The organism is Buttiauxella sp. BIGb0552, from assembly GCF_004366275.1.
Classification (GTDB): Bacteria; Pseudomonadota; Gammaproteobacteria; order Enterobacterales; family Enterobacteriaceae; genus Buttiauxella; species Buttiauxella gaviniae.
This window is the reverse complement of record NZ_SODY01000001.1, coordinates 236885-261386: the sequence shown is the minus strand read 5'-3', so window position 1 is coordinate 261386 and position 24502 is coordinate 236885. Positions and strand designations below refer to the sequence as shown.

Genomic DNA, 24502 nt, shown 5'->3' with positions numbered 1-24502 from the left:
GCTGTTTTCTAGTAAGGTATGGGGGAATTAATTATGAGTGTCTCTCATGAACGAGGCATAGCTGCTCAGCCCAAAATACTAATTAGTCTTAAGTTGTAAATATGTCCGGGTTGTGATTAAAACACTTTGTTTAGCTGATGGACTGAGGTCTTTTCCTGAGCATCTAAAATTTACAAAATTTTGACTTGGCTCAAAACATTTTTACCAATGAAGAGCTATTTATTTGCCGTTAAATCATCTCGTATCAATACAACAAAAAAGGAGGAATGATGATGTTGACCTATGATTGCTACCGTAACGCTATCACAACTGGCAGCCGTGTTATGGTGTTCAATAAAGGTCTGACTGGTGTCATTAAGACCATTCACGGCGAAGGTAAAACAGCCGAACAAATTCGTCGTTCTGAATGTGTTGAAATCGAAGGTTGTGAAGGTGTTTTCTGCCCGATGGAGTTAGTTCGACTTGAACTTCACTGATAGGGCTTATCGAGTCAGCACATTGTTTTACATATAAGATAAACCCGAAAATATATTGCTTAAGGCCACCAAATTGGTGGCCTTATTTGATGAATTACTTAGCAAGGCTGACCTGCTTCTCGAAAATCTCCATCAGCTTTGAGCGAAGAATGGACAATACTCTTTCTAACCTTGCGCCCACCAAAGAAAGGTCGGGGTGATACCCGCCGCTGGAGTTACATGAACGGTGGGTACAGCGTGTACATTATTGTAAATACTGATATTACTTGAGCTGAATTTTCATTGATGGAGATGCATAAGGCATTTACCATTATCATCTTCTATCCTGACTAAGAACTTTATAAAGGGTATCGCATGATAACAGTAGAGAAATCAGATCCACTTTCACCAGATTCTTATTCTTTAATTGAAAAATTGTCAGCAGAGCTTGCCGCTATAACTGGTGATAGTGGAAAAAGTAATTTTGCAATTGACTCAATGGATGGTGACAGGTCGCTTTGGGTTCTGGCAAGAAACAAAAAAGGCGATGCAATAGGATGCGGTGCTATCCGACCAATAACAGAAAATATTGCCGAACTTAAAAGAATGTTTTCAGACCGAAGCATCCCGGGATTGGGCAAAGCTTTACTCAATTTTCTTGAGAAATCTGCGAAAAACATGGGATATGCAGAGCTCTGGCTTGAAACTCGAAATGTTAACCATAAGGCTGTGAATTTTTATAAGAATAATGGATACGTTTCCATTGAGAATTACGGCCCCTATATCGGCCGAGAAGAAGCGGTGTGTTTCTCGAAAGTATTGCGGGACTGATACACAGCCTGTTTAGCATAAGCGTTTTCTCGTCATACCTTTATTTGCGCAGCGTCCCAGCGGGCGGTTTGGCTTTCCCCAGGCTATAGGTGCAGATGTATGAGCGCGCTGATCGAAAAATGTTAAATGTCCATTTAATCAAAATCTTAAATTTGACAAGATGTACACCTGAGATTCTACAGCATCAACCAGGGCGTATGAGCCCTGGCATTTTCAATATTACTCTCTGATCCGGGTGTAATTTATTGCTTCACCCAAACCAACTGATCGACCTGGAAGCCGAGAGTGCGCGCAGTGTTTAGGTAATCCTGCTTCACCGCATCCGGAATGGTTGGCCTACGCGACAAAATCCACAAGTAGTCACGGTTTGGGCCACTCACCAGTGCGTACTGGTAATCATCATCGAGCCTTATCACGTTATAGCCGCCGTAGAACGGACCAAAGAATGAAACTTTCAGCGCGGCGGTTGTAGGCGCACCGGTAAATGAGGCTTTCCCTTCGCTCTCATTCCACTTGTTCTTAATCGGATCATAGCCACGATTGAGCACGCTAATAGCGCCATCGCTGCGCGTGCCATAGGTAGCAGTAACCTGCTCAAGGCCTCGTTCGAAGCGGTTTTCAAGGCGAGCGACTTCATACCATTTGCCAAGATAGCGGTTGGCATCAAAGTTAGTTATCGGTTGAACGCCTTTCGGTGGCGTGGGAGATTTACAAGCAACCAGTGTCAGTGCGATAGCAACACCAGTTACAATGGGCCATAGCTTCATAAGTCCTCCTTTCATCTGCGCAGTTGGAAGTAAAGTGTAGTGCAAACACCCTGCTCTTCATTCAGGCTGCAAATATTCGTAGTATATTGAGAATATTCTTTGTCATCAGGTGTACCTCATGCCCTATTCCATCGGTGAATTTGCCCGCCTTTGCGGGATAAACGCGACCACACTACGCGCCTGGCAGCGTCGTTACGGTTTAATCAAACCGTTGCGCACCGATGGCGGACACCGCCTGTACAGTGATGACGATGTCCAGCAGGCACTTAAAATTCTCGACTGGGTGAAAAAGGGAGTCCCCGTCAGCCAGGTGAAGCCCTTGCTGGCCCGTCCAGAAACTCGCCGTACAAACAACTGGCTCACCCTTCAGGAGAGCATGTTGCAGAAGTTGAAAGAGGGAAAAATCGAATCTCTGCGCCAGCAGATTTACGATTCGGGCCGCGAGTATCCGCGCCCGGAGATGGTCAGCGAAGTTCTACGCCCACTGCGCAGTAAAGTCTCAGCCAATATTCCCGCGATCATGACACTGCGTGAAGTCCTCGATGGCATCATCATTTCCTACACCTCGTTTTGCCTTGAAGGTGATAAAAAAGCGCCGGGAGATAATTACCTCATCACCGGCTGGCACCTTAGCGACCCATGTGAAATCTGGCTCGAAGCACTCAAACGTACGGGGCAAGGGCATCGCATTGATGTGCTCCCTGTGCCGCCTGCCATGCTGGCACCCGAGATCTTCCCTGAGCGAAAATGGCTGCTGGTCACTACCGGTAAAGTTACCGCAGCCCGCAAAAAACAGATCGAACTCTGGCAGCAACAGGTCGTTTCACTCGACGTGATCCCACTCTAAAACTATTCCCCCGCCCCCCTTTTCCTCTCGATGATAAGCAACCGTAAAAAGTTGCGTATCTGGCATGTTTTTATGAAAACCCAATCAAAACCAGCAAAATAACACCTACATAATGCATTGAATATATAGAACAATAAAAACACATTCACTTTAAACTTGTACAAATATTAGTAATTGTCTAAGTTTTAATTATACGATTACTTCACGTTTTCTACAGCCAGGGTGAGACTCATGAGCACAATGCCATCCGTCATCGATCGTTTTTTTGACTATTACACCACCCTGGATAACCAGTCTCCGCTGGAGCTTGCGGCGCTATATCACCCGGATGCCGAACTGGTCGACCCCTTTGGCACACATCAGGGGCTGTATGCGCTACAGCGTTACTTTACCCATCTGCTGACTAACGTGGAGCACTGCCGTTTTTCCATCGATTCGCCGCTCAGCGAAGGCCAGCGTTTTGCCGTGAGCTGGACAATGCACTGGTCACACCCACGGATTTCTAAAGGAGACACGCTCGCTTTGCCAGGGTGTTCAATCGTGGATGTACAGAGCAACCTGATTATTCGTCAGCGCGATTACTACGATGCGGGAGAGATGGTTTACGAACATCTTCCCCTGCTGGGCTGGCTGGTACGCGGAGTAAAAAGGAGGGTGCGCTCATGATGACTGTCCTCATCACTGGCGCATCCTCCGGCATTGGGGCGGGGCTTGCAAAATCCTGGGCTGATGACGGCTGGCACGTCATCGCCTGCGGTCGCGATCCTGCCCGGCTTGAGGCCCTTCACGAGCACAACCCGAACATCACGCTACGCCTGTTTGATATGACGGACAGGGAAGCCTGTCGCCAGGCGCTGGAAGGATGTTACGCCGATCTGGTCGTTCTTTGTGCGGGAACCTGCGAGTATCTCGATGGCGGCATAGTCGATGCCGCGCTGGTAGAACGGGTTATCAACACCAACTTCCTCGGGCCGGTAAACTGCCTGGCGGCACTTCAGCCACAGCTGGTTTCGGGCAATCGCGTGGTATTAGTTAGCTCAATGGCACACTGGCTGCCCTTCCCAAGAGCGGAGGCGTATGGCGCGTCCAAGGCCGCGCTCACCTGGTTTGCCAACAGCTTGCGCCTGGACTGGGAACCTAAAGGTATCGCGGTAACGGTGGTGTCGCCGGGCTTTGTCGATACGCCACTTACCCGTAAGAATGATTTTTCCATGCCCGGCAGGGTCAGCGTCGACAGCGCAGTGGAGGCCATTCGCAAGGGCCTGGCAAATGGAAAAAACCATATCGCCTTTCCCACTCGTTTGAGCCTTACCCTGCATCTGCTGGCAGCCCTCCCGTCCTTTCTACAGCGAGCATTGCTGCGCAAGATGGTGCGATCATGAAAATCGCTATTATCGGCAGTGGTATCGCTGGTTTGACCTGCGCATGGCGGCTGGCAGGGCATCACCAGGTTACCATTTTTGAAGCGGAATCCACTCCGGGTGGCCACACCGCCACGGTTGATGTGACCACCCCGCAGGGCATATATGCCATTGATACCGGGTTCATCGTCTATAACGACCGCACCTACCCACGTTTTATGGGCCTGCTGAGCGAGCTTGGGCTCAGCGGGCAAAAAACGCAGATGAGCTTCTCGGTGCATAATCCACGCAGCGGCCTGGAGTACAACGGGCATACCCTCAGCTCGTTGTTTGCCCAGCGCCGGAACCTGTTCAACCCCGTGTTCTGGAAGTTGCTAAAAGATATCGCGCGCTTTAATCGCCTGGCGAAAGCTACGCTTGCGGGCGAAGTTGAACCAAACGCCACGCTGCATAACTTTCTTGAGCAACACCGCTTCAGCCCGTTTTTCGCACGCCATTACATTTTACCGATGGGCGCCGCCATCTGGTCATCATCGCTGCAAGAGATGCGCTGTTTTCCCCTGCCCTTGTTCTTACGTTTCTTTGAACACCACGGCCTGCTGGATATCACCCATCGCCCGCAGTGGTACGTGGTGCCAGGCGGCTCTCGAGAGTATATCCGCGCCATGCTTTCACAGCTGGGCGACCGCCTGACTCTGCACCTCAACTCGCCAGTACAACAGGTCATCCGCAATGCACAGGGCGTTAAGATCCAGCTTGAAACCGCAAGCCACACCTTCGACCAGGTGATCTTCGCCTGCCACTCTGCGCAGGCTCTGGCGATGCTTGACGAACCGACAACCAGCGAGCGCGAAGTGCTGGGTGATATCGGCTGGCAGCGTAATGAAGTGGTCCTACATAACGATCCTCGCTGGCTTCCGGTACGTGAACGCGCCTGGGCAAGCTGGAACTATCGTCTGAGCGAACAGGATGAAGCCCGCGCCTGCGTGACCTACAACATGAATATTCTGCAAGGGTTACCTGAGGGGAGTCCGCTGTTTTGCGTGACTCTGAATCCAGAAACGCCGGTGGATGAACGCTTTGTCCTGAAACGTTTTGTTTATGAGCACCCGCTGTTTAACCCACAAAGCTGGCGTGCTCAGGCGCGTCGCAGTGAGATTAATGGTCATCAGCAAAGTTGGTTCTGTGGCGCTTACTGGTACAACGGTTTTCATGAAGACGGGGTACGCAGTGCGCTCGACGTGGTAAAGGGAATTGCCGCCGGGAAAGGTGACTAAGATGAACAGTTGCTTATATCAAGGCGTGTTACGTCATCGCCGCCTCCAGCCAACAGTGCATCATTTCCGCTATCGCGTATTTATGGGCTGGCTGGATTTGGATGAGCTGGATGCGCTTTCGTTGGTGGGGATCCGGCGCAACAAGTTTGCCGCAGCCGCCTTCTACGACGCGGATTACCCGCTCGGCATGCCGCTTAAAGAGAACGTTCTCAACCGGCTGGAAAGCCTGACCGGAGAACGCCCTGGTGGCCGCGTCATGCTGCTGACCCAATTGCGTTACTTCGGGTTCCATTTTAATCCGATCAACTTCTACTACTGCTACGACCGGACGGACACGCTGCTATGGATTCTGGCAGAAGTGCGCAATACGCCGTGGAACGAGCGCCATTACTACGCGGTGGACGGCCAGGTGGCGCATCCAATTGAGAAAGCTTTCCACGTCTCGCCCTTTAACCCGATGGACATGGTTTATCACTGGCGCTTCAACAAACCCGGCAAAACGCTATATATGCACATCGAAAATCACCAGCAATCGAAAGTGTTCGACGCAACACTGGCGCTGAGCCGCACGCCGCTGACGCGTACCAACCTGGCCTCGGTGCTGCGGCGTATACCGTTGATGACGCTTAAAACGGTGTTCGCCATTTACTGGCAGGCGCTACGGTTGTGGATCAAGCGTGTGCCTTTGTATAGCCACCCCGTTAACAGGAGTGATCGCTCATGACTGACCCTGTATTTGCGTTTGAAGCGAGCACCCCACGCAACGTACGTCTCGCCCGCTGGATGCTGTTTCGTGTGTTGAGCGGTATTCGCGGAGGTTCGCTCACCGTACGCGACGGGACTCAGATCTGGCATTTTGGTGATAACTGCGCCCCGTTAAGTGCCGAAGTGCAAATCCTCTCGCCTGGCGTTTACTGGCGTCTGTTAACCGGTGGAAGCCTCGCCGCAGCTGAATCCTGGATAGACGGCGAGTGGGAAACGCACCAGTTGACACCGCTTTTGCAGATACTTGCGCTCAATGGCCCGGTTTTGGGCCGGCTGGAAAGAGGTTTCCGCCTGCTTGGCAAACCCATAGAGCGGCTTCGCCACTGGACCCGGCGCAACCATCGCCAGCAGGCACGTGAAAACATCGCCGCACATTACGATCTGGGCAACGAGTTCTACGCCCTGTTTCTTGACGAAGAACTGCTCTACTCCAGCGCACTGTTTACCGCCGATGAGCTGGATCTCAGCCGCGCTCAGCAGGCCAAAATGGCACGCCTGTGCGAACAGCTGGCGCTGACTTCCAGCGACCATCTTCTCGAAATCGGCACTGGCTGGGGGGCGATGGCCGAATATGCCGCTCGCCACTACGGCTGTCGCGTGACCACCACCACGCTTTCTCAGGAGCAGTACCTTTGGGCGACACAGAGGATTGCTCGTGCAGGCTTGCAGGATCGGGTGCAGGTACTGTTGTGCGACTATCGCGACCTGACCGGAGAGTTCGACAAGCTGGTGTCCGTCGAGATGATCGAAGCTGTGGGCCAACGCTACCTCCCCGGTTTTTTCCGTACCTGTCAGGCGCGTCTGCGTCCAGGCGGAAAAATGGTGATTCAGGCCATCACCATTCAGGACCAGCGCTATCGCGCATACAGCAAAAGCGTCGACTTTATCCAGCGCTACATTTTCCCCGGAGGCTTTCTACCGAGCATCACTGCAATGAGCGAGTTGATGACTCACCACACGGATTTTGTGGTGCGCAATCTCTTCGATATGGGGCCAGACTACGCCCGCACGCTGGCGCACTGGCGGCAGCGTTTTATACACGCCTGGCTCGATATTGAAAAACTCGGTTTTGATGACCAGTTCCGCCGTATGTGGCTCTACTACTTCGGTTACTGCGAAGCCGGGTTTAATGCGCGCACTATTAGCGTCGTCCAACTCACGGCGGAGCGCGTATGAAACGCAATATGCAGGTTTTTGTCATGGCCATCGCGTTCGATCTCTACTGGACGTTGGTGGTGCTGTTTCGCGAGCACGGCCTGTTTCTTTGGCTCGTGCTCGCCATCCTGGCCTGCCTGATGCTATCGCCTGCCCATCGTTTTTACGCTCTCTTGCTTGCAGCTGGGGGCAGCGGGCTGGATGCACTATGGGCGCTAACCGGGCTAATCGATTTTAATGGCGATGCGCTACTTCCCCTTTGGATGATGGCGCTATGGCTGATGTTTGCCGTCGTCTGGACCAGGCTGACCTGCATAACGACGTTGCCGGGGTGGTTGCTGACTTCAATGGCGACTATAGGTGCACCAGTGGCGTACCTGATAGGTGAACGCCTCGACGCGATTACCTTCCTTGAGCCGACGTTTATCGTCGTCAGTTGGATGGCGACGGGCTGGCTGGTTCTGATGCTGTTTTTCCACATTCTGATAGGGCGGCGTGCATGAAACTCTCTCTATTATTGTTGCTCTGGCTGGCAGCAGTTTCGCCCTTCGCCCATGCCGCCGATTGGTTAAACTGGCGAAAAGTGGGTGATGCGACCCTCACATGGGGGTCGTTTAGCTGGGGCCCCGCCAATCTGAAGCTTTGTGGGCATCTGGCTCGATCCTGGTACTCAATATCCCGCACTGCGCCAGCAGTTAATTGGAGGTGACGAATGAAACGTATTCTGGCACTCGGTATAGCACTGATTCTGTTGCTGGCGGGATGTAGCGCAAACATTAACGACTACCGTCAACAGACGCCGCCACTTGATATCTTTCAATACTTCCAGGGCAAAACCGAGGCATGGGGCATGGTACAGGACCGCAGCGGTAAACAGTTGCGCCGCTTCCATGTTGACATCAGCGGCGTCATCGTCGGCGAGACCCTGACGCTCAATGAACACTTCGTCTATGACGATGGCGAGAAACAGCAGCGAGTTTGGCATATCAGGCGCGTCAGTTCTGACCGTTACGAAGGAACCGCGGGCGATATTGAGGGCGTGGCAAAGGGTGTGACTTCAGGGAACGCCTTTAACTGGCACTACAGCATGAAGGTGAAAGCCAACGGCAGTACCTGGCTGCTGAACTTTGACGACTGGATGTACCTGCAAGACGGCATCCATCTTTTTAACAAAACCGAGATGAAGAAATTCGGGGTCACCGTGGGTACGGTCACGCTTTTCTTTACCCGCAAAGAGCAGTAAGAGGATTACACCATGAATACTAAACCTATCATTGGGATCAGCGGATGTTTAACCGGCTCGACAGTGAGGTTTGACGGCGGTCATAAGCGTATGGGTTTTGTCATGGACGAGCTGTCTCAGTGGGTGACCTTCAAACCCATCTGCCCAGAGATGGCCATCGGCCTGCCCGTTCCGCGCCCGGCGCTGCGCCTGGTTCAAACTACCGAAGGCGATATCCGGATGCGCTTTAGCCATGCCCCTCACGATGACATGTCCCAGAAAATGGCCACATTCGCTGACGCCTGGTTACCACAGCAGGCTAATTTGTCAGGCTTTATCGTCTGCGCGAAATCACCGAGCTGCGGCATGGAGCGCGTAAGGCTGTATGATGAAAAAGGTAATCGTGGACGCAAAGAGGGTGTGGGTCTATTTACCGGTGCGCTGCTGGAAAAATTCCCGTGGCTGCCCGTAGAGGAAGATGGCCGCCTTCACGACCCGGTACTGCGTGAAAACTTTGTCGAACGGGTTTTCGCCTTACACGAACTCAACACCCTGCGGGCAAACGGCCTGACTCGCCGCGCACTTATGGATTTCCACAGCCGCTACAAACTCCAGCTGCTGGCGCACCACCAGCCAGGCTACCGGGAAATTGGGCCTTTCGTCGCCTCGCTACACGAATGGGAAGACCTTGATGCTTTCTTCGTCGAGTATCGCGAAAAGCTCATGACGATCCTGAAAAACCCCGCGTCACGTAAAAATCACACTAACGTGCTAATGCATATTCAGGGCTACTTCCGCAAACAACTGAATACTCGCCAGCGCGGGGAGCTGCGCGACGTGATCCTTCATTACCGCGATGGGCTGTTACCGCTCCTCGCCCCACTCACCCTATTGAACCATTATCTGGGCGAATACCCTGACAGCTACCTACTGACGCAAAACTACTTTTCCCCCTACCCCGAAAATTTATGCCTGCGTCTGTCGGTTAACTGAGCACGCAATGCATTCAGACCTGACGGAAAATAGTGACCCTTAAGTCAATACTTGAGGGTCAGACAGCTTTTGACGCAGTGAATGGATGCAGCCAGCAAAGATGCAACTTGAAGTGTGACGGATATATCAAATAAAAGACGATCCATGATCACTTATTAAATTCGCAATGTATCAATGACGAGTCTCAGAGCGGGTGACACATTGCGATGAGGATAATAAAGGAATGATCCCTCCAGGCGCTGACTGTGAGGTTGTAAGACTCTGATGAGTCTACCCCGCTCTAAATCATGAGCGACCAGTTCCTCAGGGACATAAGCCAGTCCTAGGCCAAGCCTTGCGGCTTCTGCCTCCATATAGCTGTCAGAAAAGACCCACTGGCCCTGTGGTCGGTGGGTTATTTTTTTCTCGTTATGATGGAGTTCCCACTGGTACAAACTGCCGTCGGCAAACTGATAGGCAATACAGGGATGAGCCACTAAATCAGCCGGTGATTGTGGAAAACCGTAGCGCCGAAAATGTTCGGGCGTTGCAACAACGGCCATCTCCATATCGGGCGTAATACGCACTGCAACCATGCCACTGCCAACCTCTGGCCCAAGTCGAATGCCCGCATCAAATCTCTCCGCGATAATATCGACAAACCGGCTTTCACTAATCAGCTCCAGCCTAATGTCAGGGTAGCGCTGCTTAAATATCGCCAGTTTTGGCAGAAGGACTTTATCAATGGCGTGAAGACTGGCATTAATACGCACCGTGCCAGACGGGGTCTGACGGTAATGAGCCAAGGTGGCAAACCCCATATCTATAGCATCAAACCCTGATTCTGCTGTCTGGTAGAGCTGCTCACCGGCCTGTGTTAACGATAGCCTGCGCGTGGTACGCACCAGAAGCTGTACACCCAACCTTTCCTCTAGTTCGCGCACAGAGCGGCTAATACCCGACTGAGCAAGCCCAAGCCGCTGTGCCGCTGCAGTGAAACTGCCTTCCCTCACGACCTGCATAAACAGGTAGAGCTCATTATAGTTTTCCCGTTTTGCCATCAAATCACCCTCCGGACTGATATCAGCGGATAGCACTTATGCCCGCAGCATAATTTTCATTTATAACAATATGATATTAATCCTAGCATTTATCACCCTCTAATCAGAACGATACTTGCTAACTATAATGAACGCATTGAAAAAAGCGCAGCAGTGTTGTCCGTATGAAACCTGTACCTTCATCTCGATTTTCAGGGATTATTTATGAGCACTTTCACCAGGAAACTAAAAGCCGCCGTACCTGCAATGCTGCTATGCGCATCATTAAGTGGAGTTTCAACAATGAGTCATGCCGATGCAATAAACCCAAATGCGCCCATTTCGGTGGTAGAAAAATGGGACAAAACTTTCGCCGAAAGCAGTAAAGTGGACCATCGCAAGGTGACATTCCAGAACCGCTACGGGATTACTTTAGTCGGGGATTTGTACCTTCCAAAAGAACGTGGCGACCGCAAACTTGCAGCAATTGCTATAAGTGGCCCGTTTGGAGCGGTCAAAGAACAATCCAGCGGTCTGTATGCACAGACTCTGGCTGAAAACGGTTTTGTTACGCTGGCTTTTGACCCGTCTTATACAGGCGAAAGCGGTGGCTATCCACGCAACGTCGCTTCTCCTGATATCAATACCGAGGACTTTAGTGCGGCGGTCGATTTCCTTGGATTACAAAAAGAGGTTGATCGTGCGCGTATCGGTTTACTTGGCATCTGCGGTTGGGGTGGTATGGCGCTAAATGCAGCGGCCATGGATACCCGAGTGAAAGCAGTCGCGACCAGTGTGATGTATGACATGAGCCGCGCCATGGGTCACGGCGTTGGGGATGGAAAAGATCGTTATTCAACGGCCGATCGCCGTGCCGTGTTGCAATATCTGAATGAGCAGCGATGGAAGGATGCGCAAAGCGGAACTATTGCCCACGCAGGTCATGATATTTATGTCGACGATAAGGGAAAAGTCAGCACTTCTGAGCGCATTTTGCCGGAAACATTGCCTGCGAATCCAAACCCGGTACTGAAAGAATTCTTCGATTATTACCGGATGCCACGCGGTTTCCATGCCCGTTCTGTTAACTCTACAGGCGCGTGGACTGCCACAACGCCATTATCGTTTATGAATATGCCGCTTCTGAGCTATGCAAATGAAATTGCCATCCCTACGATGATTGTTACGGGTGAAAATGCGCACTCACGCTATTTTGCTGAAGATGCCTTTAAAGCGATTGGAAGCAAAGAGAAAGAACTGGTGATTGTACCGGGAGCCAATCATGTTGATTTATACGACAATGTCGCCGGCAAGATACCTTTCACTAAATTTGAACAATTTTTTGAAACTAATTTAGAGTAAGAATCTCAGTCACAGTAATTTCAAACACCACCTGTTATAGGCAGGTGGTATTAATTTAACCCCACACTTTGTTAATCAGAAATTATACCGCCATAAATTACCTACGAGCCTTAGTCGATTATCATTTAATAATGACTGGGGTGATATTCAGAGAAAAAGATAATGCCCACACTGAGCTATAAAACATCCTGTTATAAAGATCGCGCGTACTGGGGCGGCGTTTTTTCAATGACATTATGCATATTTGTATTGATTGCATCGGAATTTATGCCTGTCAGTCTGCTGACGCCTATTGCCACAGATTTGGGGGTTACCGAAGGGCTGGCAGGCCAGGGAATTGCCATTTCAGGAATATTTGCGGTGTTGACCAGCCTGACTATATCTACCATTTCCGGGAACCTGAATCGTAAATATCTACTGCTGGGGATGACAATTCTGATGGCGATGTCCGGGACCGTTATCGCACTGGCTTCCAGCTATCTGGTTTATATGGTGGGGCGGGCCTTAATTGGTATTGCTATTGGAGGTTTCTGGTCAATGTCAGCTGCGACGGCCATTCGTCTGGTGCCCCTGCATCAAGTCCCCCGCGCATTGGCGATTTTTAATGGGGGAAATGCGTTGGCGACTGTCGTTGCTGCACCGCTTGGCAGCTATCTAGGTGCAACAATTGGCTGGCGCGGGGCCTTTTTGTTTCTGGTACCTGTTGCGATAGTGGCCTTCATCTGGCAGTGCTTCAGTCTACCAAATATGGCAGCTGATAAAAGCCGCCAGTCGCATAGCGCGATATTTCAACTATTGCGCCGCCCAATAGTTTCAATTGGCCTTCTGGCCTGCGGATTATTTTTTATAGGGCAATTCGCTTTATTTACTTATGTTCGTCCGTTTCTTGAAACCGTACCCCAAGTGGATATCACCACCCTATCGCTCATTCTTTTCACCATCGGCATGGCAGGTTTTACGGGTACCCTCGTCATTGGTACATTTTTGAAAGCAGGGTTTTACCAGACACTGGTAGCCATCCCGTTAATCATGGCCTGTATTACTGGGATGTTGATGTTGACCGGATACAATGTCGCAGTTGTCGCTTTACTGCTGGGTTTATGGGGACTTGTTGCTACAGCCGCACCCACTGGGTGGTGGACATGGCTGGCACGCACGTTGCCCAATGATGCTGAAGCTGGCGGAGGACTGATGGTCGCAGTTGTCCAGCTCTCTATTGCGCTTGGTTCAACGGTCGGCGGCATTGTATTTGACCACAGTGGCTGGCAAAGCACTTTTAGTCTGAGCGGTGTATTTCTCTTATGCGCAGGGATACTGACATTGTTCATATCCCGGTTAGAAGGCGTTAAATAAAAACGACAGTCTGCGCGCAGTGGAATATTCGCTATGGTGCAATTTTGTGCCCACGGATGGGTTAAACGACAATTTCCACTCCAGATCAATTTTCACATTGACAGTAACTTACTTACTGCGCGCATCTTGTCGGTGCCAGCGCCCTTCATCCAGGGTACAATTCCCGCTGTTTTTTAACCGAGCAACATCAAGGAGAGTGCATGTCTATCACGGCGGGTTCTGTGTACCGTGACACGGGGAATTTTCTACGCAATCAGTTTGTTACTGTTTTACTGATTGCTTTACTTTGTGCCTTTATTTCGGTTGTGATCGGTCACGCCTTTTCACCCAGCGACGAGCAAATGTCTATCCTTAGTGAGGGAGATAATTTATCGAATAGCATGGGGCTGTTTGATCTTGTGCAAAACATGACACCTGAGCAGCAGCAAATGTTACTTAAAGCCTCTGCGGCATCAACATTTGCGGGTCTGATTGGCAATGCAATCCTTGCGGGTAGTGTGCTGGTTTTAATTCAGATGGTGAGTGCCGGGCAACGCGTAAGCGCACTGCGTGCGATTGGTACATCGGCGCCTGTATTGCCTAAAATCTTTATTTTGATGTTCCTGACAACCTTCCTGGTGCAAATCGGCATCATGCTGATTGTGGTACCAGGCGTGCTGTTAGCGATTCTGCTTTCATTCGCGCCAGTTATGGTAGTGCAGGATAAAATAGGGATTTTCCAGTCGATGCGCGGCAGTATGCGTCTTGCCTGGGGAAATATGCGCCTTGTTGCACCTGCGGTGATTAGCTGGTTACTGGCAAAAACTGCACTCCTGATGCTCGCATCTTCATTTGCAGCACTGTCACCTGCGGTTGGCGGGGTGGTAGCAAATACGATAAGCAACCTGATTTCTGCGGTGTTGCTCATCTATGTATTCCGTTTGTATATGCTGGTACGCCAATAACACTCACTTACTCCTGAACCTCTAACTGAAGGTTCAGGAGTCATTTTACGGAACAGATTATGAAGCAGTTTCTCGACTTCCTGCCCCTGATTGTTTTCTTTGCATTCTATAAAATGTACGACATTTATGTGGCCTCTGGTGCGCTGATCGTCGCCACCGGTTTTGCACTGATCTATAGCTGGTATAAATTCCGCAAGATAGAAAAAATGGCGCTGATCACCTTCCTGATGGTGGCCGTTTTCGGCGGTCTGACGCTGTTCTTCCATAATGATGAATTTATCAAATGGAAAGTCACCGTGATCTACGGCCTGTTTGCTGCCGCACTACTGATTAGCCAGTTGGTGATGGGAAAACCGTTGATTCAACGTATGTTGGGCAAAGAGATCTCTTTACCACAAGGCGTATGGTCACGCTTGAACGTCGCATGGGCGTTGTTTTTCATCGTCTGCGGCGCACTGAATATTTACGTTGCGTTCTGGCTACCACAAAGCGTGTGGGTCAACTTTAAAGTGTTCGGCCTGACTGCCGCAACGCTGGTGTTTACGCTGTTGAGCGGCGTCTACATCTATAAGCACATGCCGCAAGAAGAGAAGTAGTCCCCCTCCAGAAATGCAAAAACCCGCTTCGTGCGGGTTTTTTTATGTTCGAACATTTTATAACGAGGATTTATCCACGCTGGTGTTGTTGCCAGAGGTGAGAATGCGCACTTTATCTCCTTTATTAAACGTGATGTGTCCATCGTAACTCTGCGTAACCTGAATAATCTGCCCCGCATCGGTTTTGATCGTCAAATCCATCTGCTGGGCGTTTTGCTGTTGGCTCTGGCGGTTACGTGAAACCTGAGCGCCTGCAACGGCACCCGTCGCCGTCAGGATGGTTTTCCCTGAACCACCACCAAATTGGTTGCCAATGGCGGCCCCTGCAGCCCCAGCGGCGACGGTGCGCAGCGGATGAGAACGGGTTTGGCTGGTGATGATCTGCGCTTGTTGCACCACACCATATTCCACCAGCGTTTTCGTCCCGGCAAAACTGGACTGGCTGGATAACGCAAGCAGGCTGACAAAGATAAGTAAGTATTTCTTCATATTGGTTACAGTGTCGATTCAAAGTGAGCATGATTCTGCCAGTCCCCGCCAAAACCCCTTTAGACATTAATGCTACTTAGTGACGCAAACGCCCTTGTCGTATTAAACTTAAGTTAAAGAATTTCATTTATTATTTCAGGAAGACAAATGACCCAGCAATACGCTCCTGCCGGAGAACTGGTTTTACGCACATTGGCAATGCCCGCAGACACCAACGCAAATGGTGATATTTTCGGTGGCTGGCTAATGGCGCAGATGGACATGGGCGGCGCGATTATGGCTAAAGAAATTGCCCAGGGTCGTGTAGTCACGGTTCGGGTCGACGGGATGACGTTTCTCAAGCCTGTCGCCGTTGGGGATGTGGTATGCTGCTACGCGAATTGTATAAAACGTGGAAACAGCTCCATTACGGTGAACATCGAAGTCTGGGTGAAAAAGGTTTCTTCCGAACCAATTGGCCAGCGTTATAAAGCTACCGAGGCGGTATTTATCTATGTCGCTGTCGATACGGAGGGCAAACCTCGCCCTATTCCTCGCTAAGACTGACACCCCAAATGCGCCACAGCGCGCATTTGGGGTGATTAATATTAATCCATAAACAGATGTACCGGCGGATTATGCTTTTTAAGGTTATTAAGAAAATGCAATAACTCATAGTCGGAACTCAGATTAAATTTACTCATCATCAGCCGCTTATGCGCGCTGACGGTTTTGACATTAATCTCTAACAATTTCGCAATTTTAATAATATCGTTACCTTGCAGCATATATTTAGCAATGGTCATTTGTTGCGGTGTTAGCGAGCGATATTTACATTTCAGGCATTTTTTGCAGGGTAACGCGTCGGGGTTTTCGACACTCTGTTTCCACGCTTGCGTAACCTGTTCACGTGCCGTATCTAAGGGTTCTGAACGGTTGATAAATACTATATTTTTTATACACAGTGGTAACTCGTCATGATAAGGCGATTTCTCACTATCATAAATACCGATAATTACCCCAGGCTTGCTGCGATATTTGAATATTGGCTGACAGATATATTCAGCACCTGGCACAAAACTTTTTATAATGACATCAACTTGTGTCGCATTTAACTTTGTCAGTTTATTAAACTGCACGGACTCATCTTGTTCTTTAAGAAATAACTCCTCAAGAAATATTTCCATTCCGTTTCGATACAGTGAATCTGAATCATCAATCGCTACATTCAACATCTCACACCTACAGGGTTAACAATCTTCTATGCTATAAATTAATTTATAAGGGCTTGAGCAATTATTGATAAGTAAAATCAACGTTGACTACGCTTCTAAATGACCCACCACTGCCATTACCCAACGGGCTAATGATTCTCGCTGACAATGGAAATATTGCTTTATGTGTATCTGTTGTTATAGTAACTATTTTCTGGCTGCCATCTCCATAAATCACAGAATGATCGGTATTAGATATTTGCAGAGCGACATTTTTTGCCGAGCCCTGATTTTTAAAAGCAGTTATATCATCAATGTTAGCCTCACCACTGAAAGATGCGGTCACCGATACAGTTGAACGTGAACAGTCTTCTAATAACAATTCAAAATCGACCCAGTTAGAACCCGAACCCGCATTTCTTAATCTGGTAAACATGACCGTACCCAAATTCACAAGTTTAGATTCGGTATCAACATCTATCGTACAGGGCTTATCAACTACACGCCCAGTGATACTAATATCTTCAGCATTTGCCTGCCAGACCAATAATAAGGACAAAATAAGTAGATAACGATATCGCGGCACAAAACCTCCTGAAGGGCACGTCATGATATTAGTGGCCGTTACTGATATACAAATGAAGCCAGGATAACTGTACTAATATCACCAGGCGTTGCGTTACCCTGTGAGCTATATGCGGCAGTTTTTAATTTAAAGGTCGCTTTATTGCTGGCAACTGGAGCCGTTAGCATACTGCCATTACTGAGCATGACGTTGGTCGCTTTATCTTTAAGCTCAACGGATGTGTTTAACGCTTTACTGGCTGCGGTGTTTAACCAACGAGTCCCGTCTACCGTATCAGCGCTGCCAGTGAATGTGGCTTTAACATTAGTCGTGCCAGCCGGACAGCCGGTCAGTGCAACATCAAATTCAACCCATGGTGAGTTACTTCCCGCAGATTGCAGAGAACTGGCGCTGATATCATCACCCAGTGATACCGTTAATGGGTTTTGCCCACCGTTTACCGTTGTGCAGGGTGAAGCAATGACTCGACCTGTAATTTGAATATTGACATTATCTGCTGCCGCATTGGCATATCCTGCAAATAACGTAGTAAATACAGCGGCAGATATCATTTTCAATGTGCTATTCATAAATTCATTCCTTTATATATTGTCATTCAACATCCATGACATTGCTTTTAATTATTACTGATAGGTCAAGGTTAATGTTGCTGATGCGTTTGCATCACCAGTTGTCACAGTTGATTTGGTTTGATAATAGCGTGCGATCAAAGGTAATGATGTTGCTGACGACGTCGCTGTTTTCAAAAATATCGCTGAATTAAGGGTTAATGGGGTTGAACCATAAACCAATTGCACACCAATACCTGTTGCAACTCCCGCACTACCCTGATTGGTTAATTTCAAAACGCTGGTGTTTGTTGTGTCCGGATTTTGTGTACCGCTCATTGTGACATTCACATTCGCGTTAACATCACAAGTTAAACCCAAATTCTGGGTATTCTGTTTAGGGTTAACAAACCCAACAGTGGAACCAAAAGTATTCACATTCACATCACCAATCGGAAATGTCAGATTTGCAGTATTAACGGAGCAGGCAACCGTGGTTACGCTACCGCCTGTTAATTGTACGTTCATCCCGGTCATTGTTGTTGGGCTTACTACCCGAGCTTGTTGCACTAATCCAGTAGCGAGTGCACCACTGCCCGTCGCTGCGACTTTATAAAAATATAAAGTACGTCCACTTGGCCAATATCCGTATCGCCCCGCGCCCATGGCAACAGCAGTTTGTTGACCAAAGGAAATACCTATACCGGGAATATTGGTCAACCAAATCGGTTCAGTTCCAGTCACCGTTGACTGTGTACTGAATATCATCGGAAACCATTTATAGCTCCAGGCGGTAGTACAACCAAACCCTGCATTCGTCCCGGCACTCACCACCGTTGCGAGTAATGTACCCACCGGTGTATCACGCTGCACAACGATATTTCCGGGATTGACCGTTAATGTCACAAGCGAAGTTCCACCGTAATCACAGCCAGCAAATAGTTTTGCGCTACATAGCAATAATGGCAGTAATAATAACGTTTTAAAAAGGGCCTTCATCATTTATTCCTTACAGACAGTTGGCTGTCATTTGCATGACTGGTTCATCTTTTTTAGCCACCGGTAAATTAGCTTTAACACGGCAGCTATCTGTAGGTGTTTCACCCCATTTGACAAACATATCGATACGCTCAGATAACCCAGTCAAATAAACTTGCCCACTATCGCCAACAATAAAACCTTGTTGCTTCGCTGTACTTTCAACCGGTGTGGCCATAGCACCGAACGGTACATATTTCCCGTTGGGCCTATTCAGTGTGAGTAATACCCGCCCGCCCACGCTTGCAATATATTCAGCCCGTACTATTGCACCACGTGTTGGCACCACCGTTTTACTGGTCAACTCTAATTCAACTTCGTCAGGCGTCTGTTCCGGGTCAAGCGTAATATCGTTTTTTCGATATGGAGAAATATTGCTGACTACGGTGTAGCCCCGGAAGTCAGTTTTCACCCCGCTTTCGTTGGCAACACCGACACCTTTCGCCCCTGGTGCTTTCACCAGTGCCAGCGTCTCGCCAAATGGTTGTGCCAGCGTCACGCCATCGGCATGCGCCAGAACGCCACCGGAAATGCCGTAGTTCAGGCGTTCACTATTTTTGTCATAACTATATCCGGCCATCACTTCAGCATAAGTTCCGCGATAATCTGCATTCATGTTACCGGTGTAACCTGCACCGTCCGTGCCGTAACCTTGTTGCACACTCCATCCGAGTGCATCACCTTCCAGCGCGTTCCCACTGATACCAACGGTATGTGTGGTATTGCTCTGCTTACTGGTGTTCATGCCGTAACTTGCCCACGTTTTAGGCATGAAGTAGTCCAGTGGCACGTTAAGCGACAGAGACAGTTGCTGATCTTTATCGTAAATTCGGCCGCCGCTGCTGCCGTTCGCCGTTGAGTTTTTGCTATACGTGTAGCCCAGGCTATAACTGATCCCGTTCCAGGAGTTGTTATAGTTTGCCCCATACGACTCCATTGTCTTGTTAATGCTCCAGTAATTTTCACGAATCGCAGTGATGGTTATCGCGCCAAAGTTTTTGCCCAACGTCTGGCTCAATGAGGTTTCTGCACGATTACGACGGCGTTCAGGGTTTACTGTCTGGTCGCTATAGGAGTCCAGAATTTCCTGCATGCTGTAATAACCAGAGGTCGAATAGCGATAACCGGCGATAGCAAAGTTGGTTCCTGTCTCAGCAAAGTTTTTGCTGTAGCGCACACGCCACGACTGGCCTTCAGATTTGTCACCGTCTTTTGGTGCGGACCAGCCTTGTGTCACATCGACAGAAAGTGCTCCGATATCACCAAAGTTTTTACCCACCCCCATCGCCAGGGATTGATATTTACTCGACTCCTGTAAACCACCATAAACCGTTAAACCATAGGGCAAACCATAGATGATATTGCCTAAAGCAAGCGGTGTGCTATCGACCTTACTGTTATATGAACGATATTGTCCCGCCGTGAGGCTGTATTTGATTCGCCCTTCACGTTGCAAAACCGGCAACGATGCGAAGGGAATAACCAGATACTTTTCGCTACCATCAGCCTCTTTGATGGTGACAAACAGATCACCTGACCCGCCAGTCGGGAACATGTCCGTGATTTCAAACGCTCCTGGCGCTACGTAGTTTTCATAGATGACATAACCGTTCTGGCGAATAATAATTTTCGCGTTGGTTCGGGCAATACCACGCACCACAGGCGCGTAACCTCTCATGCTATCCGGGATCATCTCTTCGTCTGAAGCCAACTGAGCACCACGGAATGGAATACTATCGAACACATCAGAAGGTGTTGAGCTATCACCCAATGTCATCTGGCTCTTCATCGAAATAATATCGCGCAGCAGATAAGTATAAACGGAATCCCATTTATTCTGTCCATTCCCATCTCGGGTCCAGGTAGAGTAATTACGCAGACGCCATGAGCCAATATTTACACCAGGGCGTAGGTTCACATATTGGCTATTGTCACTCGTACTACCATTGTTTCGGGCATGGGTATTACTCCCACTTGCACTGTAATTGAGCAGTAGTGCATTAATACCTTCATCCCATAATTCTGGTGCAACATAACCACGCGCTTGAGTAGAAAGTGCAGCCTGTGGAATGCTCAGTATTAATTTTTGACCTGCAAAAAAGAACTCAGCGGAAGCCTGAGGAATATCTGCAAGATTGATGCACTCTTCATCCATTTTTATTTTTTGGAAAAGTGCTATTTTTACTCCATAACTTTCGAGCATACTGGCGGACAAGCAAGGCTGAAGTTTTGGCTCTTCATTACCTTCCTTGACCAATTTAAATGTCACATCCCTGGTGTCGACCATTTGGTTGTTAATAATCACGTCAACGCGATATATGCCCGGTGCTTGTTCACCATTTTCAAATGCAGCAAGGTCTACGCCTTGTGAGGAAGGGTTATCCACTTCCAATAATGCAGGGTTAAAGTAATCACGTGCCTGCACGGCTTCACTTATTCCAGAGCATGCCAATGCAATACACCAACCGAGATGGGTCGCTCGTAACTGGTGGCGATTATTTGCTATCATTATCAACTTCCTGCCTATTTATATAGGCTATCTCATCTTTCACGTACCACCCTGTACGCACGGGGAAGTATTTATTGCCAATCAAATCGATGCGTTATGAATTTCACCTACGCCACCATAATCACTAATAATCTTAAATATTAAGGCACCGGATGAAACGCCTACCGGTAGGTCAAAGCGTGCGCTGCCTCCAGGGGCGACAAATGTGACATCTGGTAGAGCCTTACCATTGACAGTAATTTGATTGAAATTCATATAAAATTTGGTCGGGTTGGTCACCTGGACCTGATTGCCCACTTTCTGCCAGGTTAATTTATCAGCCTGTAACTCTGGCGCGCTGCCTTTCAATGCGGCTGGTCGATAAATTAATTTGATGCGTGTTTTCACTGCCACTTGCAGCGTATTTTCTTTCTTCGGTGCTGAAGGGATAGATTTTATATTCAGCCAGAACATAGACTCTTTATCTTCTGGTAAATTACCCGCACGCACGATACGCATCACGTTCTGCTGCCCCTGGTCTAAACGGTACAGTGGCGGAGTGATAATAAAGGGAGCTTTCTCAGCACTACCTGCTTGAGTGTCAATCCATGACTGAATTAGAAATGGCACGGAATCTGGGTTATTGACGCTCAGTGAAGCTTCCTTCTTACCGCCATCATAAATAACCCGGGTACCACCAATAACCACACCGGCATTTACGGATGCAGAAAATACAATAGCGAATAAACTCAGCAATGCTGTTTTATGGAATGATTTCATATATAACCTATGTGACAAATACGGGCCAATAATTATCGGCCCGATAAATTTCTATATGTAAATAAAGAAATTAGTTGTAGTTCACCGTGAAGGTGGTCGTTGCGTTTGCAACACCCGCATCAACGGTATCCGATTTCTGAATATAACGAGCGTAGAATGGCAGTTCATTCACACCTGCAGTCAGGGTATAAGGAGTTGAAGCTGTAAATAATGGCAGTACAGCGGCTACGTCAGACAGTTCAATTGCTACACCTTTAGCAACGCCAACTTCCTGAGTCAATTTCAGAACTGAATCATCGCCATCATAACCAGTACCGTCGAATTTGAAACGAGCGGAAAACAAATCTATAGGGCAATCTTTTAGGCGCAGAATGAACTTGGTAGCAGATGCTTTTGATCCTACACCTGTAAATGAACTAATAGCTACTTTGCCAAGATCCACAGTCATTGTATTATTAGTGCCAATATCAACAACACAAGGTGAAGGGATTATTTCACCAGTGAAGTTAACCGTACCATCAGATGCCAATGCAGAAGCAGCAGGCATTAAAATAGTAGCAGCGACAGCAGCAGCAATTAAGTTATTTTTCATTTCGTTTCCTTTATATTAGTAGGCAGGGGTTTTTGATAAAACCAGGCCGCCTCATTATCGCTAGATAATAAGTTGCTTTTCCTACCATTTTGTCCATGTATCATCATGTTATTCATACAGCAAATTATTATGCGCAGTGTAAAGCCTACTTACTTCATTAATACTAATGACCACTTGCAAAGGTAAGTCATCTGAACCGAATTCATATTAATAAATCAGTTTTCTCACCACACATCAATTCACTGCTTGAATCAATTCTCATTAAATGCCGCGTCAAACTCAAGGTGTTTTTCGGTGTAATTTTACACCGTAACATTTATTCACTTAATAAAAGTTCTTAACCATAATGCAGCCATATATAGCGCCTCCAGGAATATTCCTGGTACACAGGAGTGAATCTAAATGACTGTATATGAACAACAAAATCCTTTCTATAATGATGAGAAAAACATTCTAAACCCAAAACCTCTTATCGAAATAGAAGCGCTAATTTCATCACTCAACCCATTTTCTAACAAATTAGAAACAAAACCACGCCAAATCATTAACTATATGGATAGCGATGAGAGAAAGTGTTTTCTTTTACATAAAGGAAACGTTTCGTTATACAGAAGTGTAGATGGAATGGTGCTTAATACTGAATCAGCACCATTTATATTTGGTATGAGCACCCAATTGATGGATCAGGAATATCTCTACATCCGTACTCATGATGAATCTGTGGTTTCCTGGATGCCCTTGGATTTAGCAAACAAGATTATTGCAAAAGAAGGACTTTGGAAGGAGTTATCTACGCAGTTGATTTACTCCATCACGCGGGTATACGACCATTGCACAAAAATATCTTCACTCTCCTCTTATGATATTATTCGCTACCAGTTGTATGAGCTAATTAGTGAAACTGAAGAAATACGAAGCAGTGTGAGTATTGCTAACTACATACAAAGCCGTACGTTTTTATCACGTAGCAGCATTATGAAAATCCTTGCGCAATTAAAAGCCGGTGGTTACATCATCACCGATCGCGGCTGTTTACAGGCAATCAATAACATCCCGTTGAAGTATTAACCTGGCAAGGTGCCAAAATTGGGGGGTATCATTGCTTTATTAAACAACTAGTTGTTACAAACACGATATTTGCCAACTCAGGAAATGTGCTAATATTTAATAAACAGATTTCAGAGTGAATTGTGTCCAAGATGAAAGATTCATCATTACAGGGTTTAACGACAGTTATTCAATCCCAGGCAACATTCGATCTTATCGATTTGTTCAGCCCACATGTCACTTTTGAAAAAATGCCACCTCAGAGGCGTCTCTACTATTTTGTTGACGGTGAAAGGATGTGTTACATCATTCGTTCAGGTGTTATCAAAGTACGCCGGGATGTGGATGAGTTCGTGATGGCTTCTTTACCGACACCTAATCTCACCGGGATGACAAATATGCTTCCTGATGACACAGGGCTTTTTCTGGAAATGCAGACTGAAGCGGAGATAGCCATCATTACGACTGCTGAAGCGCATCAGATAATCGCTGAAGCCGACGCATGGGAGTTGCTGGCCGGGCACATTGCGAAAGTGTCTGCCAACCTGCTAAAAAACAATATTATTATGACGGCCCCCACCACCTATGAAGTGGTGAGGTTCCAGTTAGTGATGCTTTTAAGCGAGCCTGAAAGCATTCGTAATTCGGTGTCTGCTGCAAAATATATTCTCGAACGAACCCGGCTTTCACGTAGCACGGTGATGAAAATCCTCGCGCAGTTAAAGCAAGGCGGCTACATCCAACTCGACGACGGTTTGTTAACCGCCGTGAATCACTTACCCGCCAAGTATTAA

Annotated in this window: 28 protein-coding genes and 1 pseudogene; 19 read left to right on the top strand and 10 right to left on the bottom strand. The window is 48.1% G+C overall.

Annotated elements, in window-relative coordinates; genetic code table 11:
* The first annotated feature begins 272 nt into the window (after positions 1 to 272).
* Together ydfZ and EDF88_RS01240 are read left to right on the top strand one after the other, a co-directional pair.
* Positions 273 to 476, top strand: a complete 204-nt coding sequence (ydfZ, locus tag EDF88_RS01245) for a putative selenium delivery protein YdfZ (protein WP_064511879.1) — start codon at positions 273 to 275, stop codon at positions 474 to 476.
* 354 nt (positions 477 to 830) lie between these two features.
* Entirely contained in the window at positions 831 to 1286 is a 456-nt protein-coding gene (locus EDF88_RS01240; protein WP_134182365.1) for a GNAT family N-acetyltransferase, read from the top strand.
* A gap of 242 nt (positions 1287 to 1528) precedes the next feature.
* Here EDF88_RS01240 and EDF88_RS01235 read toward each other — a convergent pair whose 3' ends face one another.
* Entirely contained in the window at positions 1529 to 2053 is a 525-nt protein-coding gene (locus EDF88_RS01235; RefSeq protein ID WP_134182363.1) for a lipocalin family protein, read from the bottom strand.
* A 118-nt stretch (positions 2054 to 2171) separates the two neighbouring features.
* Here EDF88_RS01235 and EDF88_RS01230 point away from each other — a divergent pair, with 118 nt between their 5' ends.
* The 10 genes and pseudogenes from EDF88_RS01230 (at position 2172) to EDF88_RS01185 (ending at position 9673) form a co-directional block, all read left to right on the top strand.
* Positions 2172 to 2900 (top strand): MerR family transcriptional regulator, encoded by a 729-nt coding sequence (locus EDF88_RS01230; RefSeq protein WP_064511653.1) that lies wholly within the window; start codon positions 2172 to 2174, stop codon positions 2898 to 2900.
* A 231-nt stretch (positions 2901 to 3131) separates the two neighbouring features.
* Positions 3132 to 3566 (top strand): nuclear transport factor 2 family protein, encoded by a 435-nt coding sequence (locus EDF88_RS01225; protein ID WP_134182361.1) that lies wholly within the window; start codon positions 3132 to 3134, stop codon positions 3564 to 3566.
* Positions 3563 to 4282, top strand: a complete 720-nt coding sequence (locus tag EDF88_RS01220; RefSeq protein ID WP_064511655.1) for an SDR family NAD(P)-dependent oxidoreductase — start codon at positions 3563 to 3565, stop codon at positions 4280 to 4282. The genes EDF88_RS01225 and EDF88_RS01220 overlap by 4 nt, the downstream gene beginning before the upstream one ends.
* Positions 4279 to 5538, top strand: coding sequence for an FAD-dependent oxidoreductase (locus EDF88_RS01215; protein WP_134182359.1), 1260 nt, complete (start codon positions 4279 to 4281; stop codon positions 5536 to 5538). Before EDF88_RS01220 ends, EDF88_RS01215 begins: the two co-directional genes overlap by 4 nt.
* A gap of 1 nt (position 5539) precedes the next feature.
* Positions 5540 to 6262 carry a DUF1365 domain-containing protein gene (locus EDF88_RS01210; RefSeq protein WP_134182357.1) on the top strand — a complete coding sequence of 241 codons (723 nt, stop codon included), beginning with the start codon at positions 5540 to 5542 and terminating at the stop codon, positions 6260 to 6262.
* A complete protein-coding gene (locus EDF88_RS01205; protein ID WP_134182355.1) occupies positions 6259 to 7479 on the top strand; it encodes a cyclopropane-fatty-acyl-phospholipid synthase family protein in 1221 nt (406 codons plus the stop codon). The genes EDF88_RS01210 and EDF88_RS01205 overlap by 4 nt, the downstream gene beginning before the upstream one ends.
* Entirely contained in the window at positions 7476 to 7961 is a 486-nt protein-coding gene (locus EDF88_RS01200; RefSeq protein ID WP_134182353.1) for a DUF2878 domain-containing protein, read from the top strand. The genes EDF88_RS01205 and EDF88_RS01200 overlap by 4 nt, the downstream gene beginning before the upstream one ends.
* Positions 7958 to 8077: pseudogene (locus EDF88_RS24840) on the top strand (hypothetical protein); the annotation flags it as partial. The gene EDF88_RS01200 and the pseudogene EDF88_RS24840, both read left to right, overlap by 4 nt.
* Positions 8078 to 8170: 93 nt before the next feature.
* Positions 8171 to 8701: a DUF3833 domain-containing protein gene (locus tag EDF88_RS01190; protein ID WP_134182351.1), complete on the top strand. Its 531-nt coding sequence runs from the start codon at positions 8171 to 8173 to the stop codon at positions 8699 to 8701.
* A 12-nt stretch (positions 8702 to 8713) separates the two neighbouring features.
* Positions 8714 to 9673 (top strand): DUF523 and DUF1722 domain-containing protein, encoded by a 960-nt coding sequence (locus EDF88_RS01185; protein WP_134182349.1) that lies wholly within the window; start codon positions 8714 to 8716, stop codon positions 9671 to 9673.
* A 155-nt stretch (positions 9674 to 9828) separates the two neighbouring features.
* On the opposite strand, the gene EDF88_RS01180 is transcribed toward EDF88_RS01185, so the two are convergent.
* Positions 9829 to 10713 (bottom strand): LysR family transcriptional regulator, encoded by an 885-nt coding sequence (locus EDF88_RS01180; protein ID WP_134182347.1) that lies wholly within the window; start codon positions 10711 to 10713, stop codon positions 9829 to 9831.
* Between the two features lie 204 nt (positions 10714 to 10917).
* Between EDF88_RS01180 and EDF88_RS01175 the strand changes: the two genes are divergently transcribed.
* The 4 genes from EDF88_RS01175 to EDF88_RS01160 all read left to right on the top strand — a co-directional run bounded on the left by EDF88_RS01175 (position 10918) and on the right by EDF88_RS01160 (position 14947).
* Complete coding sequence (locus EDF88_RS01175; RefSeq protein WP_134182345.1) at positions 10918 to 12054, top strand: alpha/beta hydrolase; 1137 nt, start codon at positions 10918 to 10920, stop codon at positions 12052 to 12054.
* Positions 12055 to 12216: 162 nt separating this feature from the next.
* Positions 12217 to 13407, top strand: a complete 1191-nt coding sequence (locus EDF88_RS01170) for an MFS transporter (RefSeq protein WP_134182343.1) — start codon at positions 12217 to 12219, stop codon at positions 13405 to 13407.
* A gap of 200 nt (positions 13408 to 13607) precedes the next feature.
* Positions 13608 to 14351, top strand: coding sequence for a YciC family protein (locus EDF88_RS01165; RefSeq protein ID WP_064511701.1), 744 nt, complete (start codon positions 13608 to 13610; stop codon positions 14349 to 14351).
* A gap of 59 nt (positions 14352 to 14410) precedes the next feature.
* Complete coding sequence (locus tag EDF88_RS01160; RefSeq protein ID WP_064511702.1) at positions 14411 to 14947, top strand: septation protein A; 537 nt, start codon at positions 14411 to 14413, stop codon at positions 14945 to 14947.
* 57 nt (positions 14948 to 15004) lie between these two features.
* On the opposite strand, the gene EDF88_RS01155 is transcribed toward EDF88_RS01160, so the two are convergent.
* The gene (locus EDF88_RS01155) at positions 15005 to 15436 is read right to left on the bottom strand and encodes a hypothetical protein (RefSeq protein ID WP_134182341.1); all 432 of its coding nucleotides are present in this window, start codon (positions 15434 to 15436) and stop codon (positions 15005 to 15007) included.
* A gap of 147 nt (positions 15437 to 15583) precedes the next feature.
* On the opposite strand from EDF88_RS01155, the gene yciA reads away from it, so the two are divergent.
* A complete protein-coding gene (yciA, locus tag EDF88_RS01150) occupies positions 15584 to 15976 on the top strand; it encodes an acyl-CoA thioester hydrolase YciA (RefSeq protein WP_134182339.1) in 393 nt (130 codons plus the stop codon).
* Positions 15977 to 16023: 47 nt separating this feature from the next.
* Here the strand turns inward: yciA and EDF88_RS01145 are convergent, their stop codons facing one another.
* The 7 genes from EDF88_RS01145 to EDF88_RS01115 form a co-directional block, all read right to left on the bottom strand.
* The gene (locus EDF88_RS01145; RefSeq protein ID WP_134182337.1) at positions 16024 to 16650 is read right to left on the bottom strand and encodes a LuxR C-terminal-related transcriptional regulator; all 627 of its coding nucleotides are present in this window, start codon (positions 16648 to 16650) and stop codon (positions 16024 to 16026) included.
* 61 nt (positions 16651 to 16711) lie between these two features.
* Positions 16712 to 17215, bottom strand: a complete 504-nt coding sequence (locus EDF88_RS01140; protein ID WP_134182335.1) for a fimbrial protein — start codon at positions 17213 to 17215, stop codon at positions 16712 to 16714.
* Positions 17216 to 17253: 38 nt separating this feature from the next.
* Positions 17254 to 17784, bottom strand: coding sequence for a fimbrial protein (locus tag EDF88_RS01135; RefSeq protein ID WP_134182333.1), 531 nt, complete (start codon positions 17782 to 17784; stop codon positions 17254 to 17256).
* Between the two features lie 54 nt (positions 17785 to 17838).
* The gene (locus EDF88_RS01130; protein ID WP_134182331.1) at positions 17839 to 18765 is read right to left on the bottom strand and encodes a fimbrial protein; all 927 of its coding nucleotides are present in this window, start codon (positions 18763 to 18765) and stop codon (positions 17839 to 17841) included.
* A gap of 7 nt (positions 18766 to 18772) precedes the next feature.
* Positions 18773 to 21310 (bottom strand): fimbria/pilus outer membrane usher protein, encoded by a 2538-nt coding sequence (locus EDF88_RS01125; protein WP_134182329.1) that lies wholly within the window; start codon positions 21308 to 21310, stop codon positions 18773 to 18775.
* An 81-nt stretch (positions 21311 to 21391) separates the two neighbouring features.
* Positions 21392 to 22069, bottom strand: coding sequence for a fimbria/pilus periplasmic chaperone (locus EDF88_RS01120; protein WP_134182327.1), 678 nt, complete (start codon positions 22067 to 22069; stop codon positions 21392 to 21394).
* A 70-nt stretch (positions 22070 to 22139) separates the two neighbouring features.
* Entirely contained in the window at positions 22140 to 22661 is a 522-nt protein-coding gene (locus EDF88_RS01115) for a fimbrial protein (protein WP_134182325.1), read from the bottom strand.
* A 402-nt stretch (positions 22662 to 23063) separates the two neighbouring features.
* On the opposite strand from EDF88_RS01115, the gene EDF88_RS01110 reads away from it, so the two are divergent.
* Entirely contained in the window at positions 23064 to 23729 is a 666-nt protein-coding gene (locus EDF88_RS01110) for a winged helix-turn-helix transcriptional regulator (RefSeq protein ID WP_134182323.1), read from the top strand.
* 131 nt (positions 23730 to 23860) lie between these two features.
* Entirely contained in the window at positions 23861 to 24502 is a 642-nt protein-coding gene (locus EDF88_RS01105; protein WP_166671930.1) for a winged helix-turn-helix transcriptional regulator, read from the top strand.